Source organism: Candidatus Pseudothioglobus sp. uisw_142 (genome assembly GCF_059512465.1).
The window spans coordinates 1,673,828-1,691,544 of the sequence record NZ_CM183452.1 but is presented as its reverse complement, the minus strand read 5'-3'; the positions used below and the strand labels follow the sequence as shown (position 1 = coordinate 1,691,544).

The following is a 17,717-nucleotide window of genomic DNA, read 5'->3' as shown; positions in this document are numbered from 1 at the left end:
AGATGGCAGTAGGCAAGGAAATTAGGACCCAAATAGCGAGTATTAAAAATACTCAGAAGATTACTTCGGCTATGGAAATGGTTGCAGCATCTAAGATGAAGAAGGCACAAGATAGAATGCTTGCATCTAGACCATACTCTGAAAAAATCCTTAATGTTATTGGTCACTTAACCCATGCAAATTCAGAGTTCAAGCACCCTTACATGACTGCTTCTGAAGAAAATAAGCGTGTTGGAATTATTATAATTTCAAGTGATAGAGGTTTGTGTGGAGGCCTTAATACAAATCTATTTAGAAGTCTTCTAAAAGATATCGCGGCTTGGCAATCAGATAAGGTTGATGTTGAGCTTTGTACAATTGGTAAAAAAGCTACCTCATTCTTCAAGAATACTGGATTAACAATTAACTCTGTACTCACGGATTTAGGGGATACGCCTCATTTTGATGACCTTTTAGGTGCAATTAAGGTAATGTTGGACCGCTATGATGCTGGTGAGATTGACCAGATTATGATTGCTTACAATAGATTTGCAAGCACTATGTCACAAGTTCCGACTGTTAAGCAAATTGTTCCAATGGAGGTTACTGAAGAAGAAAGTATGGACCACTACTGGGACTATATTTATGAGCCAGATGCAGAGAGTGCGCTAAGCGCATTATTGGTTCGTTATATTGAAGCGTTAGTTTATCAAGGAATTGTAGAAAATATTGCTTGTGAGCAATCTTCAAGAATGATAGCAATGCATAGTGCTACAGAAAATGCTGGAGATATGATTAACGATCTTCAATTGATTTATAACAAGGCAAGACAGGCTGCTATTACTCAGGAAATTTCTGAGATTGTAGCGGGCGCTGCGGCTGTTTAAAGATTTAAAATAAGGAAAAGCAAATGAGTATAGGCAAAATTACACAAATTATTGGCGCTGTTATCGATGTCGAATTTCCATCTGACGCAATACCTAAGGTATATAACGCACTTCATGTTACTAAAGCGAACCTTACTTTAGAGGTTCAGCAACAGCTTGGCGATAATGTCGTTAGAGCTATTGCAATGGGAGGTTCTGAAGGACTCCAGCGAGGTTTAGAAGTGACTAATACTGGCAAATCTATTACCGTCCCTGTTGGCACAAAAACTCTTGGTCGTATTATGAATGTACTTGGTGAGCCAATTGATAATGCTGGTGAAATTGGTCAAGAAGCAGATTGGGAAATTCACCGCTCAGCCCCTGCATATGATGAATTAGCACCTGCTACTGAATTACTAGAAACAGGTATTAAAGTGATTGATTTAGTTTGCCCTTTTGCAAAAGGTGGAAAAGTTGGATTGTTTGGCGGTGCTGGTGTAGGTAAAACAGTTAACATGATGGAGCTTATTCGTAACATTGCGATTGAGCACTCAGGATATTCTGTATTTGCTGGCGTTGGTGAGCGAACGCGTGAAGGTAATGATTTCTATCATGAGATGAAAGATTCAAACGTACTAGATAAAGTATCGTTAGTCTATGGTCAGATGAATGAGCCTCCAGGAAATAGACTTCGTGTTGCTTTAACTGGCCTCACGATGGCTGAATATTTTCGTGATGAAGGTCGCGACGTTTTGCTATTTATTGATAATATTTATAGATATACTCTTGCAGGAACTGAAGTTTCAGCCCTGTTAGGACGTATGCCTTCTGCGGTTGGTTATCAGCCAACACTTGCTTCAGAAATGGGTGCCCTTCAAGAAAGGATTACTTCTACAAAAACAGGCTCTATTACCTCTATTCAAGCAGTATATGTTCCTGCGGATGACTTAACAGATCCATCTCCAGCTACAACATTTGCTCACTTGGATGCGACGGTAGTTCTATCTCGTCAAGTCGCAGAGCTAGGTATTTATCCAGCGGTAGATCCTCTTGATTCAACTTCACGTCAACTTGACCCCTTAATTGTTGGTCAAGAGCACTATGATGTTGCGCGTGGAGTGCAAGGTGTTCTTCAGCGTTACAAGGAGCTGAAAGATATTATTGCTATCCTTGGTATGGATGAGTTATCTGAAGAAGATAAGCAGACTGTATCTCGTGCCCGTAAGATTCAAAAATTCCTTTCACAGCCTTTCTTTGTTGCAGAAGTCTTTACCGGTTCACCGGGTAAGTATGTTTCATTAAAGGATACGATTTCTGGATTTAAAGCTATCTTAGATGGAGAGCATGATGCTATTCCTGAGCAAGCTTTTTATATGACAGGCTCTATTCAAGAAGTTAAAGAAAAGGCATCGGAGACAGCATAAATGTCAGTAATACATGTTGATGTAGTTAGTGCAACTGAGGAAATATACTCAGGAGAGGCGAAGTGTGTTTTTGCGCCAGCTTCAATGGGCGAGATTGGTGTTTATCCAATGCATGTTCCACTAATTAGCACGCTCAAACCTGGTGAGGTGAGGGTTGAAACAGAGAGTGGCATGGAGTCAATCTTTGTCTCAGGAGGGATTATTGAGGTTCAGCCTGGTACGGTTACAATCTTCTCTGACACTGCTATTCGTGCAAATGATTTAGATGAGTCCAAAGCACTTGAGGCAAAACAAAGAGCTGAAGAAGCTATGTCTAATTCTCAAGGCGATCAGGATGTAACAACTACTCAAGCTGCATTGGCAGATGCAATGGCTCAGCTTCAAATGATCACCAAGATGAGAAGTAAAAAGCGTTAAGACTCGCTAAATAAAATAGACTTAAAGTTAACAATCTTATTATCTAGTACTTCAACGCCTTCTTTATGAAGGCGTTTTATTTTCACGTTAATATCATCTGCAAAACCACCTATTTCTCCATTCGAATTCACCACTCTGTGACAAGGTACTTTAGGCGCAAAAGGGTTTTTATTCATTGCGCTTCCAACAGCTCGATGAGCTTTTGGTCTTCCTATCATCTCCGCAAGACCAGCGTATGAAATCACTTTACCAGGCGGAACTTTTTCGAGTGCTTTATAACATTCTGATTGAAATAGAGTCATTTTAAAAATGATTGCATTAGGTCATCATATTTATTTTGTGATTTTAATAAAAAATCACAAACCTCTCTAACAGCTCCAGAGCCTCCAGCCTTTTCTGTGACCATCAATGCATTTTCTTTTACAAAAGAGTGAGCATTTGCAACAGCAATAGGTAAAGCAACTTTTGACATAGCTGGCAGGTCGATGACATCATCTCCTACAAAGGCTGACTCATTGAGATCGATAGATAGTTTGTCTGATAGTTCTTTTAAAGCAACGCCTTTATCTTTAATCCCATGATAATAATTTTTGATACCAAGGGTGTTTAGCCTATGAGCAACAGACTTGGTACTTCTTGCAGTAATGATTGCAACTTCAACGCCAGATAATTCTAATAACTTGATCCCACAACCATCTTGTGAATCAAATTTTTTATGTTCAGTGCCAGTGTCATCAAAATATATCCCCCCATCAGTTAGAACCCCATCTACATCTAAGATTAATAGTTTGATGTTCTTGGCAATACTGCTAGCTTTTTTATTACCATTCATAAATTAGTAGTTATCCATTAATTTTTTTATTGATATATACTTGTTGTGCAATTGACAGCACGTTATTGGTAACCCAATATAATACAAGTCCTGAAGGGAACCAAAGGAAGAAAACAGTAAATACAACCGGAAGCATCTGCATTATTCTTGCCTGGATTGGATCTGCAGGAGGCGGATTAAGCCTTTGCTGGAACCACATTGACGCGCCCATAATAAGTGGCAAGATAAAGAAAGGATCTTTAGCCGCTAAATCTGGCAAGTACAAGAATGGTGTTTGGCGGAGCTCCACCATTTCAATAAGGACCCAGTAAATTGATATAAATACAGGGATTTGAACTAGGATTGGTAGACAACCCGCAGCAGGATTGATTTTTTCTGTTCTGTATAGCTCCATTGTCTTTTTGCCAATTTTCTGTTTATCACCCTCATATGTTTCTTTGATTTTTTGAAGTCTTGGCGCAAGTTTTTTCATTCCTGCCATCGAGCGAAATGATTTCTCCGAAAGCTTATAGAAAGCAAGTTTTATAGCTAAAGTAACTAGAATTATTGAAATAGCCCAGTTTTGAACAAAACTATAGATCCAGTGCAAGAAAACTGATAAAGGCTTAGCAACTATAAATAGAAAGCCATAGTCAACAGTCTTGTCAAGGCCTGGAGCTAACTGTTCAAGTCGAACATGTTCTTTAGGGCCAATATAGAGTTGGTTTTTCCCAATATTGGTAGTAGTGCCTGCGGCAATACTTACACCTGGGTTTACTGTTGTTAGTAAATAGTTATTTCTGCTTGATTTGGTTGAGAAGGTATGCTTTTCTTTTTCATTGGGAATCCAGGCAGTAAAAAAGTAGTGCTGAATCATAGCAGCCCATCCACCAACTGATACCATTTTAGGGGTAGAATCAAAGTCCTCAAAGTCAATTTTTTCAAAAATTTCCTCATCGTTGTAGACTGCACCACCATTAAAGTTTTGCATGCCCATCATGAAACTACCAGATTTTTGAGGAGTACCATGAGCTAGTTGTGTATAGCTACTTACTACTTGATCAGAAGAGCTATTATTACTAATCTCATAGTCTACTTCAACAATGTAGCTGTTTGGTTTGAAGCGGAAGTTTTTAGTAACACTAAGACCATTGCTTCCTGTCCACTTTAGCGGGACAACTAATTCATTGCCGCCTTGTAAGAAATAATCTTGCCTTTCAGAGAAATATTCATCTTGATGAGTAGGCATTTGCTCTGCTGGAATTAATCCACTCTGCGCATGAAAAATATTGTCTGGAGAGTTGCTAAGCAACTGAAATTTGTCTTCAGAGTTTAGAGAGTTTGGATATTCATTTAGGTAGGCACTAATTATTGTTCCACCCTTATGGGAAATTTGAACTGTTAAAAGATCTGTAACAACAGTTGTATACGCACTATTAATATTTGACTCGCTTACTGATGGAGTTGAGTCATCAGATATTGAAACCTCAGCAACAGGAACGTCACTTGCAAGAGGAATATCAGTCTTTTCGCTTAATGAGCTATTATCAATCAGTTGAGTTTGGGATATTACATTACCATTTGCATCAGTCGATTGAGTGAGCTCCCACTTGTCCCAAAGAAGAAAGACTGTTAAAAAAATTGCTATAAAGAGAAAGAGTTTTTGAGTATTCATAGAGTATTAAATTTTTTAAATTATTTTTTTGGGACTGGGTCAAAGCTAGCTTCAGACCATGGATGGCATTTACTTATTCTTTTTGCTCCAAGAGCCACACCTTTTATCGCACCATGATATTTGATAGCATCAAACGTATATTCAGAGCATGTTGGAATATGACGACAATTATTTCCTAGAATAGGACTAACTAGCCATTGATAAATCTTAATAAGAGGTAGAAGCAAATATTTCATTGAGTTTTTGCCTTCGTTTTAGCATTTTTCATAAGAGTAATCAAATCTAAGGTTAATTCACTATTGTTTTTAGACTTAGATTTTTTAGCCATTACAACAAAGTCTAGGTGGTCTAAATTATCTTGATTTTTTCTAAAAGTTTCACGAGCAAGACGTTTAAATAGGTTTCTGTCAACAGCCCTTTTATATTCTTTTTTGGATATGGCAAGGCCCAGTCTTGAGAAACCATTACCAGAGTCATTAGCAACTATTTTCCAGAACTTACTTTGGGAGTGAAAGCCTTTTTTGAAAACGTGAGCGAACTCTTTTGCATTTGTAATACGCACACTATGAGCGAGCGAGCTGGACATTTATTTATGCTGCTAAGCGCTTACGCCCTTTTTTTCTTCGTGCACTTAATATGGCACGTCCTGATCGAGTTTTCATTCTGGCTCTAAAGCCATGATTACGTTTGCGTTTTAGTACGCTGGGCTGGAAAGTTCTTTTCATAATCTATGTATGCCAACAAAAAGTTTGCAATTTTACCATACTTGATTTGATTCAGTAAGCCTGATAAATAAGAGTTTCTTTGCTATTCGTAGCTAGATTAAGCCCACTCTTTGTAAAGATGTGGATAATGAAAGGTAACAAATAATTAGTTACTTAAATTTTGTATACACTTTATAACTTGTATAGAGGTTGAAAAAAGGGATTGTTGCCCACAAGTAATACCAAAAGAAAGACACCTTTAAGTTTCTAATATTGGGTCTTAAAATAATTATTAAGTAAATATCTGTAAATTCGATGAGGCCTTATGACTAATAATATTCTTGATGTGCTCACCTTTATGTTTGATTTTTTGTTTGAGTCGGCTGAGCAAGACTCGACGCAAGAGTTGGATGATGATCTATTAAAAACTCATCTTTCTGAGGCAGGATTTGATTCGGATCGAATTGAAAAAGCTTTAGTTTGGCTTGAGAATATTGCCGCACTTCAGGATGGAAAAATTGCAAGTTTTAATACAGTGCATAATTCCATGAGAATCTACAATGATCTAGAAAAAACAAAACTAGATTCTAGAGCCAGAGGATTCATAATGTTTATGGAAAATATGGGCCAACTCAATGCGAGCCAAAGAGAAATAGTTATTGATCAAGTAATGTCCCTAGAGGACTCCAAATTAAGTATTGATGACTTGAAATGGGTGGTTATGATGGTTATCGGAAATAGTGCTGAATCTGCTGTTCCGTCACAATGGATTGAATCTATTGTGTTTTATGATGATAACCCTACCCTTCAGTAGGTCTTCTTATGTCAAAAAATCTTGTTATTGTCGAATCACCGGCGAAAGCAAAAACAATTGAAAAGTTCTTAGGCGCAGACTATGTTGTTAAGTCAAGCATAGGTCATATTCGAGACATGCCAAAGAAAGATATGGGTGTCAATATAGAGAATGACTTCCAGCCAACCTACGCTATCAGTGCGGATAAGAAAAAAGTAGTTGCTGATCTTAAAAAATCCGCTAAGACTGCTGAGAAAATTTATCTTGCAACTGATGAGGACAGAGAGGGAGAGGCCATTGCATGGCATTTGCAACAAGCGCTTTCCTTAGCTGAGGATACTCCAAGGATTGTTTTTCATGAGATAACCAAGGGTGCTATTACCGATGCAATTAGCAACCCAAGAACAATAAATACTGATCTTGTTAATGCGCAGCAAGCCAGGCGCATTATTGACAGACTTGTTGGCTTTGAAATCTCACCAGTGCTATGGCGTAAAATTTCTGGAGCACGCTCTGCTGGTAGAGTTCAGTCTCCAGTTGTGAGATTGGTGGTTGAGCGTGAACGTGAAATCTCTGCACACTCTCCTGTTAGCACTTATAAAGTTAAAGCAAACCTTGTAAACAAGGCTAGTCAAAGCCTTGAGGTAAAGCTAGGCAAAGACTTTGACTCCAGGGAAGAGGCGCTTGCTTTTGCAGAGGCTCTTTTGAAGTCAACGTTAATTGTTGAGTCTATTGATACTAAGCCTTCTAAAAGGTCACCTAAAGCGCCATTTATTACTTCTACATTACAACAAGAGGCATCTCAAAAGCTTGGATTTTCTGTCAAGCAGACTATGTCAATTGCGCAAAACTTATATCGTGAAGGCGCAATCACATACATGAGAACTGACTCGTTAAATTTATCTGAAGTGGCAATTTCAGCGGCCCAAGATGAAATTATTTCTAAATATGGCAGGGATTTTCATCTGGCCAGAAGATATAAGACAAGTTCCACTGGTGCTCAAGAGGCGCATGAAGCAATCAGACCAACGGATCTAACTAAGCCAACTATTTTGGGTTTAGATGATCAGTCAGCAAAATTGTATTCTTTAATTTATAAGCGGACATTGGCATCTCAAATGAGTGATGCCCAGTTACAAAAAACTAAAATCAATATTAGTATCTCGGAAAGAAGTGAAAACTTTATTGCAGATGGTGAGATTCTCTCTTTTGCTGGATTTCTTGAGGTTTATGATTACATTGCTGCTGAAGATAAATTGTTGCCTGAGGTGTCTAAGGGTGATGAGCTCACTCTCATGGATATGAGTTCTAGAGAGTCATTCTCTAGAGCAAAACCAAGATACACTGAAGCCTCATTAGTTAAAGAGATTGAGCAAATGGGGATTGGAAGACCGTCTACATTTGCAACAATGATTACAACAGTTCAAGATAGAAATTATGTTGTCAAAGATACTAGAGAAGGTGCTCAACGAGAGTACCAAATGATAGAAATTGCAGATGGTGTTATCTCACAATTGACGCAAACTGAGAATACAGGAGCTGAAAAAAATAAGTTATTCCCAACAAATGTAGCCTACCTCTTAGTTGATTTTTTGGTTAAAAACTTTAGAAATATTATTGGGTATGAGTTTACAGCTAATCTTGAAAGTGACTTTGACCTTATTGCTGAAGAATCCAAGCCATGGGCAGGCGTAATTCGAAATTTTTATGAACCCTTTCATGAGCAAATAGAGCTTGCTAAGGATATTTCGCGAGATGAAACCCATGGAAAGAGGGACTTAGGAGAAGATCCAGTTTCTGGTAAGCCAGTAAGTGTGCGATTCGGTCGATATGGTGCTTATGCTCAGATTGGCACTCAAGATGATGAGGAAAAACCAACTTTTGCTTCACTTAGAACAGGGCAAGACATTGAAAATATATCACTTGATGAAGCAATAGAGCTTTTCAAAATGCCTCGAACTGTTGGAGAGACAGATGGTGGTGAAGTAATTAAGGCTAATTATGGACGTTTTGGTCCATATATTCAATATGGAAAAAAGTATGTCTCTTTGAAAGAGGTCTCACCAGAAGAGGTTTCTTTAGAGACTGCATTAGAGCTTATTGCTGCAAAAGAAAAATTCGATGCTGAAAGAATAATAAAGGTATTTGAAGACTCTGAAATTCAGGTTTTGAATGGTCGTTTTGGTCCATATATTTGGAATGGTAAAAAGCGAGGTAAAGGTCAAAAAAATGTCACTGTTCAAAAAGTTTTTGGTGACAAAGAGCCAGCAGACTTATCCCTTGAGGAGTGCAAAAAAGCTATAGAGGGAAAAATTAAAGCCAAAAAAGCTAAAGCAAAAAAATCTAAAAAGAAAGCGCCTGCCAAAAAAAAAGCTTCTAGTTAAATTTTAAGTTCATTCCTTAATTGTATTCATTACATAGCGAGGCTATGAGAAAATCATTCTTTTAAAGAAATTGATTTAGTTAATGACTAAGGTAAAAATTTGTGGATTTACTGAACCTAATAATGCCAGAGATGCTGCCTTAGCGGGCGTTGATGCAATCGGCCTGGTTTTTTATGATAAATCTCCACGAAATGTAGATATCCATTCTGCTCAAAAAATAATTGAAGCGCTTCCTCCTTTCATAAATAGAGTGGGTTTATTTGTTAATGCTAACCCCAGCTTTATTGATGAGATTCTTTGTGAGGTACCTCTTGATACTCTTCAGTTTCATGGTGATGAAAGTGTTCTTGATTGTGCTCAATATCAAATGCCATTTATCAAGTCTTTACGCGTAAAACCAGACACTAATGTTAAAGAAATAGCTGAAAATTTTTCATCAGCTAGCGCACTCCTTTTAGATTCTTTCAGCCCTTCAAGTTATGGAGGAACCGGTGAGTCTTTTGATTGGTCATTGGCGTGTGTCAAAATATCATTGCCAATTATTTTGGCTGGTGGCTTAACTGTTGACAATGTAGCCGATGCAATTAAACAAGTAAATCCATATGCAGTTGATGCTTCAAGTGGCGTGGAAAGTGCACCAGGAGTTAAGGATATTGATAAAATAGAAGCTTTTATCAGACATACCAATTCATGAGCTATAACCTTCCTGACGAAAAAGGTCATTTTGATCAATACGGTGGAATCTTTGTTGCCGAAACTCTGATGACAGCAGTCACAGAGTTAAAAGAGGCCTATGAGAAATTTAAAGATGATCCAGACTTCCTTAAAGAGTTTGAGGATGACCTTAAACACTATGTTGGACGTAAAACGCCACTCTACTTCGCAGAAAACCTGACTAAAAAGATTGGTGGTGCAAAAATTTATCTGAAGCGTGAGGACTTAAATCATACTGGTGCTCATAAAATTAATAATACAATTGGACAAGCGCTTCTTGCCAAGCGCATGGGTAAAACTAGAATTATTGCTGAGACAGGTGCAGGTCAGCATGGCGTAGCTTCGGCAACTATTGCAGCCAGACTGGGTCTTGAGTGTGTTGTATATATGGGCGAAGTTGATGTTGTTAGACAAGTCCAGAATGTATATCGTATGAAGCTCCTTGGTGCGACTGTCGTTCCTGTATCCTCAGGTTCAAAGACTCTTAAAGATGCTTTGAATGAGGCAATGCGAGACTGGGTAACTAACATTGATGACACTTACTATATTATTGGAACGGTAGCTGGACCACACCCCTATCCTATGTTAGTAAGGGACTTTCAGAGCGTCATTGGTAAAGAAGCTAAAGAGCAATTTGATGATCAGGTTGGCGGTCTTCCAGATGCTGTTATTGCCTGTGTTGGCGGTGGTTCAAATGCAATAGGCCTGTTCTATCCATTTATTGAGGATACCTCAGTGAAAATTATCGGCGTTGAGGCTGGTGGTCGTGGAATTGACTTAGGACCTGATGCACATGCGGCTCCATTGACTGCAGGAAGCGTAGGTGTTTTGCATGGAAACAGAACATACTTGATGGAAAATGATGATGGTCAAATTATTGAGGGACACTCAATTTCAGCGGGTCTTGATTATCCAGGAGTTGGTCCTGAGCATGCCTACCTTAAAGATATTGGAAGAGCAGAGTATGTTGCTATTACTGATAAAGAGGCATTAGAAGCATTTCATTTATTGACTGAGGTGGAAGGTATTATTCCTGCTCTTGAGCCATCACATGCAATTGCATATGCTGTAAAACTCGCCAAAGAGTGGTCTAGTGATAAATCTATTATCATTAACCTCTCAGGAAGAGGTGATAAGGATATGCAAACCATTGCTGAAGTTGAAGGCATTGAATTTTAGACAAATTTAATATTTACTAATAACGAATCTCTAATTCTCTTATACTGTTTACTTTAAAGGTGTTGGGGGAGTCATGGAAGAGAGTCAACAAATTAGTAGAGAACGATCAGTCATATTTGCGATCTACCTAGTTGCTGTTTTTCTTAATGCATTTGTAGATTTAGGTCACAAAATAATCATTCAGAATACCATCTTTATGATTTATGGTGAGCAGCAGCAAATTATTTTGACTGCCATCGTTAATGCCATGATCCTAGTTCCTTTTATTCTTCTCTTTACTTTGTCAGGCCATCTTTCTGATAAATTCGCCAAGACAAGTGTAATGCGTTTTAGCGCCTTTTCAGCTGTCATAATTACCTTGGGCATTACATACTGTTATTACAATGGTTTATATAAAACTGCATTTGGTTTCACTCTACTTCTTGCTACGCAAAGCGCAATATATTCTCCTGCAAAAATGGGTTATATTAAAGAGTGTCTGAGTAAGGCTGGCTTAAGTAGAGGGAACGCTTTACACTCTTCTGTTGTGTTGATTGCTATTCTATTAGGAACCGTTTTCTTCTCCTATTTATTTGAAGCATTTCTTGGGACTATGCAAGCTTCTAGTCCTGAGGAGATATTGATGAAAATTGCTCCTGTTGGTTGGGTTTTAGTTGGCCTATCAACGGTAGAATTTTTGGCTACCCTTGGGACTCGTTTTTATCCAACTAAGTTAATCAGTGCCCAGTTTTCAATCCCTAAGCTGATTTCTTTTAAATATTTAGCATCAAACTTTAAAGCAATGAGGTCCAATGAAATTGTTTGGTATTCTATTTTGGGTACAGCAATATTTTGGGGAATGTCCCAAAATTTAGTTGCCGTTATTCCCGCTCATGCAAAAGTCAATTTTGGTGTCGAAAGTCCACTAGTTGTAAATGCAATGTTGGCATCTTCAGTCATTGGAATAATGATTGGTGCATTCCTTTCTGGAAGAAAGAGTTTGAATTTTATTCGTATTAATAATATATATACAGGTTCGATTCTGATTACAGTTTGTGCAATTTTGGTCCCTGTCATTTCTAGCCTTACATTTATTCCCAACTCGACCGCACTTATTTTGGTGACCTCAGTCATACTATTATTTGGCGTTGGTGCAGGAATGATGATCGTTCCACTTAATGCTTTGATGCAAGCCCACTCTCCTGAAGATGGATTAGGCAGTATGCTTGCAGGCAAGAACTGGCTTCAAAATATAGCTATGATCAGTCTTTTAATTTTTACAGTTATTCTAGCTAACCTTAGTTTTGGTAGTGAATTTATTCTCTACTTTAATGCATTCATTGCGGTCGCAGGTTTTAGCATTGTTCTGAAAAAACTCAAAGCTATTCTCTAGCTATGCGTCAACTGGCTGGCCTCCTATTGTTTGGATGGCGTTATCGATTAAAGGTGAGCGGCATAGATAACATTCCTAAAGATGGGCCTGTATTGCTTCTAGGTAATCACATTAGTTATATTGATTTTGCATTAATTCAGTGGGCGACACCAAGGACAATAAGATTTGTAGTGCATGATGATTATTACAGTAAGCCAGTCTTTAATTGGATTCTTAGAGGAGTTGGAGCAGTTTCAATAAGACCTGAGAATAGCAGAAATGCCATGCAAAACATTATAAATTTATTAAACGATGACTGTGTTGTTTGTTTATTTCCTGAGGGACATGTTTCAACTAGTGGAGAGTTAAGTGACTTAAAAAGAGGCTTTGAAAAAGTTTTATCTCAATCAAAAGAAGCTGTCATCGTTGTTCCTTTTGCTATCAAAAATATGTGGGGGAGTTTTTTTTCAAAAGCACCCAGGCCAGTTAAAAAGAGAATGAAGTTTAGGCTTCGTCGCGAAGTTAATGTCAAAATTGGAACTGGTTTGAATTCAAATACGACCAAAGAGGAAGTTAAAAAGCAAATCGGTATTTTGCTTAATTAGTGATATCATTATTTTATTATTTAAACTGGAAGAGGTATTATGAAAAAAATTATTGTAGTTGGTGCAACTGGAAGACTTGGAAGACTTGTAGTTGGAGGACTTAAAGATTATGAGGTCATTCGTGCTGGCCGCTCCGGACCAGACTTAAAAATTGATGCTTTGGACTTTGAACGCGTGACAGATGTATTTGCTTCGATCGGATCTTTCGATGCTCTAATTTCATGTGCTGGTGTTCGAGCCCCTTTCAAAACATTTGAGGAATTGACCATGGAAGACTTTGCTTTAGGGTTATCTAATAAGTGCTTCAGCCAACTTAATTTAGCAAAGGCAGCAATTCCTTTTTTAACTGAAAATGGATCAATCACTCTAACCAGTGGCATCATTGGTGACGAGCCAATTTTGTCAGGCTCGTGTGCAGCTGCTGCTAATGGGGCATTAAACATGTGTGTATCAACATTGGCTGCAGAGTATGCAGGTAGACTTCGAATAAATATTGTTTCGCCTTCTATTATTGAGAACTCAGTTGAGGACTATGGAATGGTCTTTGATGGCTTTGAGCCGACATCTGAAAAACGTATTATTGAGGCATATAGGAGAACTATTTCTGCACCTATAAGTGGAAGGGTGCTTTGTCAAACACGCTCACTCTAAACAACTAATATATTTATATTAATTAAAATTATTCAACAAATCCCTCTAATTTTTTTAACTTGAGTTTTGACTTGCTCTTAGTTAACATGAATTTAGATTTCTTTTAAATTCTAAATTTATCATAAGATTTATATGTCAGATCATCAGCACAGAAGGAGAGTGGGTGGACGGTCAGCAAAAATTGCTGATCGAAAAAAAGCTGAACAAATTGAACCTCCTAGGTATTTAACACGAAATATCAAGTGTTATGACATGCTCAGTGAAGAAGAGCTGTCAAAGATTGATGATCATGTTGACTGGATTCTTAAAGAGGTTGGCCTTGAGTTTTGGGATGACGAAGAGTCATTAAACTTATTTAAAGAAGCAGGGGCAACCGTTAAAGGAACCCTTGTAAAGTTTGATAAAGGTCTTATCCAAAGCCTTTGTAAAACTGCTCCCAGTGAGTTTGAAATGCTCGCAAGAAACCCTAAAAGATCAACCATATTTGGGGGTAATAAGCTGGTACTAGGTCCAGCTTATGGATCTCCTTTTGTATACGATCTAAAGGGGGGGAGACGTCAAGGCAATATGCAAGACTTTAATAATTTGATAAAACTTTCGCATATGACCCCATGGCTTCATCATACCAGTGGCACTAATTGTGAACCAGTTGATGTTCCAGTGAACAAGCGTCATCTGGATATGGTTTATTCACATTTAAAATATTCAGATAAGCCATTTATGGGATCTGTAACGGCACTTGACAGAGTAGAGGATTCAATTGAAATGGCGCGTATTGTTTTTGGTAAGGATATCGTTGATAAAAATTGCGTTATACAAGGAAATATAAATGTGAACTCACCCCTTGTGTATGACAAGACCATGACCGACGCTCTAAAAGGTTATGCTAGGGCAAATCAAGGAGTCGTAATCACTCCTTTTATTCTTGGCGGGGCAATGTCTCCTGTGACCATGCCAGCAGCCATCGCTCAGGCTCATGCTGAAACCCTTGTCGGTGTTGCGCTAACGCAATTAATTAGACCAGGTTCTTCTGCAGTATATGGAAACTTTTTGACAACGATGGACCTTAAGTCAGGCGCACCGACCTTTGGAACTGCTGAATCAAGTTTAGCTACCTATGCAGTTGGGCAGATGGCCAGAAGGGTAGGCCTTCCATTTAGGGCGGGCGGTCACTACACTGCCTCAAAGGTTGCTGATGCTCAGGCTATGCAAGAGTCGGTTGATTCAATTTATCCAGCAATTTTAGCTGGGGCAAACTTTATTCATCAAGCAGCCGGTTGGCTGGAGGGCGGATTGGTAGTTGGCTATGAAAAATTTATGCTTGATGTAGACCGTCTAGGAATGCTTCATAGAATGTTTGAAGGGCTTACTATTGATGACAATTCATTAGCTACAACTGCTTATTTAGAAAACTCTCCTGGTGAAAATTTTCTTGGTACTCAGCATACTGCAGAAAATTTTGAAACCGCAAATTATCGTGCTGAACTGCCCGACAACAACTCTTTTGAGCAGTGGGAAGAAGATGGCTCAAAGGATTCTCAGCAAAGAGCTTATGAGCGCTGGAATGAAATGCTTGATAACTATGTCGAGCCATCTCTCGATCAGTCTATAGACGAAGAATTAGTTGATTTTATTGCTAAAAAGAAAGAGAGTATGGAAGATGAATGGTATTAAACTTTGTCTCCAACAGCTCGACTTAAGCCCTCAGGTTTAGGCAAATTTTTATGTGCGCTGTATATGCGCTCCATTTTCTCAATGACTGAATCTCCTGGCATACTCGCGCCCCGTGTTTTTAAGTCTACATGAATGAGCATATGCTCTGCTGTAGCTAAAAGCCTTCCGTCATTATGATGGAGCCAGTGAAAGAGATGTAGTTTTTTATTTTCACCATATATTACTTGAGTTTTAGAATGAATACCCTCACCAATAAGTACTTCATCTAGGTGACGAATATGCGTTTCAACAGTAAAGTAGGAGCCTATATTCGCAATATATTCTTCATCAGCGCCAATGATGGCCATCAGCTCAGTAGTTGCTTCTGAAAAACAATCTAGGTAGCGCGCCTCTGTCATGTGACCATTATAATCAGCCCAATCTTTAGGAATATGAGTTGAAAAGGTTTTTAAGGGTTTAGATACATCTAATTCAGAAAAGTCTATCCTAGACTTACCTAGGGTATCATCAAATTCTTTTAAGGTATTGCCAGCGCCCCATCGGTTTTCTTTTAAAACCTTTAAGAAGTCAACTAAATTGTCGTCTCGCTTTTGCATAAGTTCGTCAATACTGTACTTTCCAGATTGGTCATCTGATTGATTTGACACTTTGTCTACAAGCTCTTCTGTAAATTCAGGTACATCCATCAAGTGAGTCCATGGCCATTCTAGGCAGGGCCCAAATTGTGAAATAAAGTGACGCATCCCTGCTTCACCTCCAGCTAGTCTATATGTCTCAAACAGCCCCATTTGTGCCCAGCGAAGCCCAAAACCATAACGAATTGCATCATCAATCTCTTCTGTCGTTGCAATATCATCATTGACTAGCCATAATGCTTCTCGCCAGACAGACTCAAGTAACCTGTCAGCGATAAATGCGGGTATTTCCTTTTTAATATAAAGAGGAAACATCCCAATATTAGAAAAAATACTACACGTTTCGTCGATTACTTTTTGTGAAGTTTTGGATCCACCAACGACCTCAACTAAAGGCAGAAGATAAACTGGATTGAATGGATGGGCAACAGTTAATCTTTCTGGATTTTTCATTTCTGACTGCAAATCAGATGGAAGAATTCCTGAGGTAGATGAGGTAATGATTAATTCGTTAGAAGCATTTAACTCAATTTCTTTATAAACAGATTGCTTTGCAGAAAGCCTTTCTGGAACAGCTTCGATAATTATTTCTGAAGATTTTGCAACTTCTGAAACAGTATCAAGAAATGACAACACCCCTTTTTTTGGAAGTGGGGACTTGAGTAAATTTTTATAAGCTCTCTCTGCATTATTAATGACTTTTTCAACACTCTTTGGAGCATCCTTTGAAGGGTCAAAAACACAGACATCAATTCCATTGAGTATTAGCCTTGCAATCCAACCACTTCCAATAACGCCCGCTCCAATTACACCTGCAGACTTAATGCTTTTCATAACTATCCCCAGCGCTTTTCAAGCTTTAAATTTTTACGAACTTGCTCTGGTCCTATGATTGTGCAACCCATTCCTTCAGCAGTCTTAACTGCCTGTTTAACAAGGTCGCCATTTGTCGCAAGAACTCCTTTTTTAAGATAAATATTATCCTCAAGTCCTACACGAATATTACCCCCTGCTAGGATTGACATTGCAACAAATGGAAGCTGATTCCTACTTATAGAGAAGGCTGAAAAAGTCCAGTCCTTTGGAATACTGGAGGTCATTGCTAAGAATGTATGCATATCATCTGGCGCTCCCCAAGGAATGCCCATGCATAGCTGGATCATCACAGGGTCATCAATAAGTCCTTGATTTTTTAACCAGATAGCTAATTGTAAATGTCCAGTATCAAAACACTCAATCTCTGGCCTGACCCCAAGCACTTGAACCTGGCGTGCCATTTCTTGCAGAACTGAGGAGGTATTGGTCATTACATAATCGCCATGACCAAAATTCATAGTGCCGCAATCGATGGTGCATATCTCTGGAAGTAGATTACGGACATGTTCAAGCCGCTCTGTTGCTCCAACCATGTCGGTACCAGCTTCATCGAGTGGGAAAGGCTTTTCAGCTGACCCAAAAACAATGTCACCACCCATTCCGGCAGTAAAGTTGATGACCATATCAACTTTTGACTCTTTGATGATATTAACAACTTGGCTGTATAGTCTAGGATCACGAGCTGGAGTTCCAGTTTCTGGATCACGAACATGAATATGCACAATTGCAGCGCCTGCTTCAGCTGCCTCGATACATGAGTCTGCAATTTGTTGAGGTGTAATTGGTACTTTTTCTGATCTACCAGTTGTATCACCAGAGCCAGTGACGGCGCAGGTAATAAAGACTTCTCTTGATGGTTGAAGGTTTGTCATGTCATTTCCCCTTTATCTGAACATTAGTTATTTTATTTGCAAAACTTGTAAATTTGAAATAAAAATAAATTTATTTTTGCATAGGATTGCAACATTATCTTTATAAG

19 protein-coding genes are annotated in these 17,717 nt (G+C 38.5%); 11 read left to right on the top strand and 8 right to left on the bottom strand.

What is annotated here, in order from left to right; genetic code table 11:
* Positions 1-2: 2 nt before the first annotated feature.
* From atpG to AC5YGB_RS08645, 3 genes are read left to right on the top strand one after another with little or no spacing between them, the layout of a single operon-like run.
* Positions 3-866 carry a F0F1 ATP synthase subunit gamma gene (gene atpG, locus AC5YGB_RS08655; RefSeq protein WP_020023680.1) on the top strand — a complete coding sequence of 288 codons (864 nt, stop codon included), beginning with the start codon at positions 3-5 and terminating at the stop codon, positions 864-866.
* 23 nt (positions 867-889) lie between these two features.
* A complete protein-coding gene (atpD, locus tag AC5YGB_RS08650) occupies positions 890-2,269 on the top strand; it encodes a F0F1 ATP synthase subunit beta (RefSeq protein WP_496137274.1) in 1,380 nt (459 codons plus the stop codon).
* On the top strand, positions 2,270-2,686 hold the full coding sequence (locus AC5YGB_RS08645) for a F0F1 ATP synthase subunit epsilon (RefSeq protein ID WP_020023678.1): 417 nt from the start codon (positions 2,270-2,272) through the stop codon (positions 2,684-2,686).
* On the opposite strand, the gene AC5YGB_RS08640 is transcribed toward AC5YGB_RS08645, so the two are convergent.
* From AC5YGB_RS08640 to rpmH, 6 genes are read right to left on the bottom strand one after another with little or no spacing between them, the layout of a single operon-like run.
* Entirely contained in the window at positions 2,683-2,988 is a 306-nt protein-coding gene (locus AC5YGB_RS08640) for a methylated-DNA--[protein]-cysteine S-methyltransferase (RefSeq protein ID WP_496137273.1), read from the bottom strand. The genes AC5YGB_RS08645 and AC5YGB_RS08640 overlap by 4 nt on opposite strands.
* On the bottom strand, positions 2,985-3,518 hold the full coding sequence (locus tag AC5YGB_RS08635; protein ID WP_496137272.1) for an HAD hydrolase family protein: 534 nt from the start codon (positions 3,516-3,518) through the stop codon (positions 2,985-2,987). The genes AC5YGB_RS08640 and AC5YGB_RS08635 overlap by 4 nt, the downstream gene beginning before the upstream one ends.
* Before the next feature lie 10 nt (positions 3,519-3,528).
* Entirely contained in the window at positions 3,529-5,172 is a 1,644-nt protein-coding gene (gene yidC, locus AC5YGB_RS08630; RefSeq protein WP_065353111.1) for a membrane protein insertase YidC, read from the bottom strand.
* A gap of 20 nt (positions 5,173-5,192) precedes the next feature.
* Positions 5,193-5,408: a membrane protein insertion efficiency factor YidD gene (gene yidD, locus AC5YGB_RS08625; RefSeq protein ID WP_020023674.1), complete on the bottom strand. Its 216-nt coding sequence runs from the start codon at positions 5,406-5,408 to the stop codon at positions 5,193-5,195.
* Entirely contained in the window at positions 5,405-5,758 is a 354-nt protein-coding gene (rnpA, locus tag AC5YGB_RS08620) for a ribonuclease P protein component (protein WP_020026413.1), read from the bottom strand. Before rnpA ends, yidD begins: the two co-directional genes overlap by 4 nt.
* A gap of 4 nt (positions 5,759-5,762) precedes the next feature.
* Positions 5,763-5,897 (bottom strand): 50S ribosomal protein L34, encoded by a 135-nt coding sequence (gene rpmH, locus AC5YGB_RS08615; RefSeq protein WP_082344989.1) that lies wholly within the window; start codon positions 5,895-5,897, stop codon positions 5,763-5,765.
* Between the two features lie 304 nt (positions 5,898-6,201).
* Here rpmH and AC5YGB_RS08610 point away from each other — a divergent pair, with 304 nt between their 5' ends.
* The 8 genes from AC5YGB_RS08610 to AC5YGB_RS08575 all read left to right on the top strand — a co-directional run bounded on the left by AC5YGB_RS08610 (position 6,202) and on the right by AC5YGB_RS08575 (position 15,227).
* Complete coding sequence (locus AC5YGB_RS08610; protein WP_020023672.1) at positions 6,202-6,690, top strand: Smg family protein; 489 nt, start codon at positions 6,202-6,204, stop codon at positions 6,688-6,690.
* 8 nt (positions 6,691-6,698) lie between these two features.
* Positions 6,699-9,053 carry a type I DNA topoisomerase gene (topA, locus tag AC5YGB_RS08605; RefSeq protein WP_496137271.1) on the top strand — a complete coding sequence of 785 codons (2,355 nt, stop codon included), beginning with the start codon at positions 6,699-6,701 and terminating at the stop codon, positions 9,051-9,053.
* Between the two features lie 82 nt (positions 9,054-9,135).
* On the top strand, positions 9,136-9,747 hold the full coding sequence (locus tag AC5YGB_RS08600; protein ID WP_020026415.1) for a phosphoribosylanthranilate isomerase: 612 nt from the start codon (positions 9,136-9,138) through the stop codon (positions 9,745-9,747).
* Positions 9,744-10,946, top strand: a complete 1,203-nt coding sequence (trpB, locus tag AC5YGB_RS08595) for a tryptophan synthase subunit beta (protein ID WP_020023669.1) — start codon at positions 9,744-9,746, stop codon at positions 10,944-10,946. Before AC5YGB_RS08600 ends, trpB begins: the two co-directional genes overlap by 4 nt.
* 73 nt (positions 10,947-11,019) lie before the next feature.
* Complete coding sequence (locus AC5YGB_RS08590; protein WP_496137270.1) at positions 11,020-12,318, top strand: MFS transporter; 1,299 nt, start codon at positions 11,020-11,022, stop codon at positions 12,316-12,318.
* A gap of 2 nt (positions 12,319-12,320) precedes the next feature.
* Positions 12,321-12,902, top strand: coding sequence for a 1-acyl-sn-glycerol-3-phosphate acyltransferase (locus AC5YGB_RS08585; protein ID WP_496137269.1), 582 nt, complete (start codon positions 12,321-12,323; stop codon positions 12,900-12,902).
* A gap of 39 nt (positions 12,903-12,941) precedes the next feature.
* Positions 12,942-13,553 carry a short chain dehydrogenase gene (locus AC5YGB_RS08580; RefSeq protein WP_496137268.1) on the top strand — a complete coding sequence of 204 codons (612 nt, stop codon included), beginning with the start codon at positions 12,942-12,944 and terminating at the stop codon, positions 13,551-13,553.
* Between the two features lie 132 nt (positions 13,554-13,685).
* A complete protein-coding gene (locus tag AC5YGB_RS08575) occupies positions 13,686-15,227 on the top strand; it encodes a trimethylamine methyltransferase family protein (RefSeq protein ID WP_020026419.1) in 1,542 nt (513 codons plus the stop codon).
* Here the strand turns inward: AC5YGB_RS08575 and AC5YGB_RS08570 are convergent.
* Entirely contained in the window at positions 15,224-16,696 is a 1,473-nt protein-coding gene (locus tag AC5YGB_RS08570; protein ID WP_496137267.1) for a carnitine 3-dehydrogenase, read from the bottom strand. The two genes, AC5YGB_RS08575 and AC5YGB_RS08570, sit on opposite strands and share 4 nt — an antisense overlap.
* A 2-nt stretch (positions 16,697-16,698) precedes the next feature.
* Entirely contained in the window at positions 16,699-17,610 is a 912-nt protein-coding gene (locus AC5YGB_RS08565; RefSeq protein WP_496137266.1) for a 3-keto-5-aminohexanoate cleavage protein, read from the bottom strand.
* Positions 17,611-17,717 lie beyond the last annotated feature (107 nt).

Bases quoted from the DNA above. Each gene is read 5' to 3' on its own strand.
- rnpA (WP_020026413.1), bottom strand. From the start codon at position 5,758: ATGTCCAGCTCGCTCGCTCATAGTGTGCGTATTACAAATGCAAAAGAG.
- AC5YGB_RS08600 (WP_020026415.1), top strand. From the start codon at position 9,136: ATGACTAAGGTAAAAATTTGTGGATTTACTGAACCTAATAATGCCAGA.
- AC5YGB_RS08585 (WP_496137269.1), top strand. From the start codon at position 12,321: ATGCGTCAACTGGCTGGCCTCCTATTGTTTGGATGGCGTTATCGATTA.
- AC5YGB_RS08635 (WP_496137272.1), bottom strand. From the start codon at position 3,518: ATGAATGGTAATAAAAAAGCTAGCAGTATTGCCAAGAACATCAAACTA.
- AC5YGB_RS08640 (WP_496137273.1), bottom strand. From the start codon at position 2,988: ATGACTCTATTTCAATCAGAATGTTATAAAGCACTCGAAAAAGTTCCG.
- atpD (WP_496137274.1), top strand. From the start codon at position 890: ATGAGTATAGGCAAAATTACACAAATTATTGGCGCTGTTATCGATGTC.
- trpB (WP_020023669.1), top strand. From the start codon at position 9,744: ATGAGCTATAACCTTCCTGACGAAAAAGGTCATTTTGATCAATACGGT.
- topA (WP_496137271.1), top strand. From the start codon at position 6,699: ATGTCAAAAAATCTTGTTATTGTCGAATCACCGGCGAAAGCAAAAACA.
- AC5YGB_RS08610 (WP_020023672.1), top strand. From the start codon at position 6,202: ATGACTAATAATATTCTTGATGTGCTCACCTTTATGTTTGATTTTTTG.
- yidC (WP_065353111.1), bottom strand. From the start codon at position 5,172: ATGAATACTCAAAAACTCTTTCTCTTTATAGCAATTTTTTTAACAGTC.
- AC5YGB_RS08645 (WP_020023678.1), top strand. From the start codon at position 2,270: ATGTCAGTAATACATGTTGATGTAGTTAGTGCAACTGAGGAAATATAC.
- AC5YGB_RS08580 (WP_496137268.1), top strand. From the start codon at position 12,942: ATGAAAAAAATTATTGTAGTTGGTGCAACTGGAAGACTTGGAAGACTT.
- atpG (WP_020023680.1), top strand. From the start codon at position 3: ATGGCAGTAGGCAAGGAAATTAGGACCCAAATAGCGAGTATTAAAAAT.
- AC5YGB_RS08575 (WP_020026419.1), top strand. From the start codon at position 13,686: ATGTCAGATCATCAGCACAGAAGGAGAGTGGGTGGACGGTCAGCAAAA.
- yidD (WP_020023674.1), bottom strand. From the start codon at position 5,408: ATGAAATATTTGCTTCTACCTCTTATTAAGATTTATCAATGGCTAGTT.
- rpmH (WP_082344989.1), bottom strand. From the start codon at position 5,897: ATGAAAAGAACTTTCCAGCCCAGCGTACTAAAACGCAAACGTAATCAT.
- AC5YGB_RS08570 (WP_496137267.1), bottom strand. From the start codon at position 16,696: ATGAAAAGCATTAAGTCTGCAGGTGTAATTGGAGCGGGCGTTATTGGA.
- AC5YGB_RS08590 (WP_496137270.1), top strand. From the start codon at position 11,020: ATGGAAGAGAGTCAACAAATTAGTAGAGAACGATCAGTCATATTTGCG.
- AC5YGB_RS08565 (WP_496137266.1), bottom strand. From the start codon at position 17,610: ATGACAAACCTTCAACCATCAAGAGAAGTCTTTATTACCTGCGCCGTC.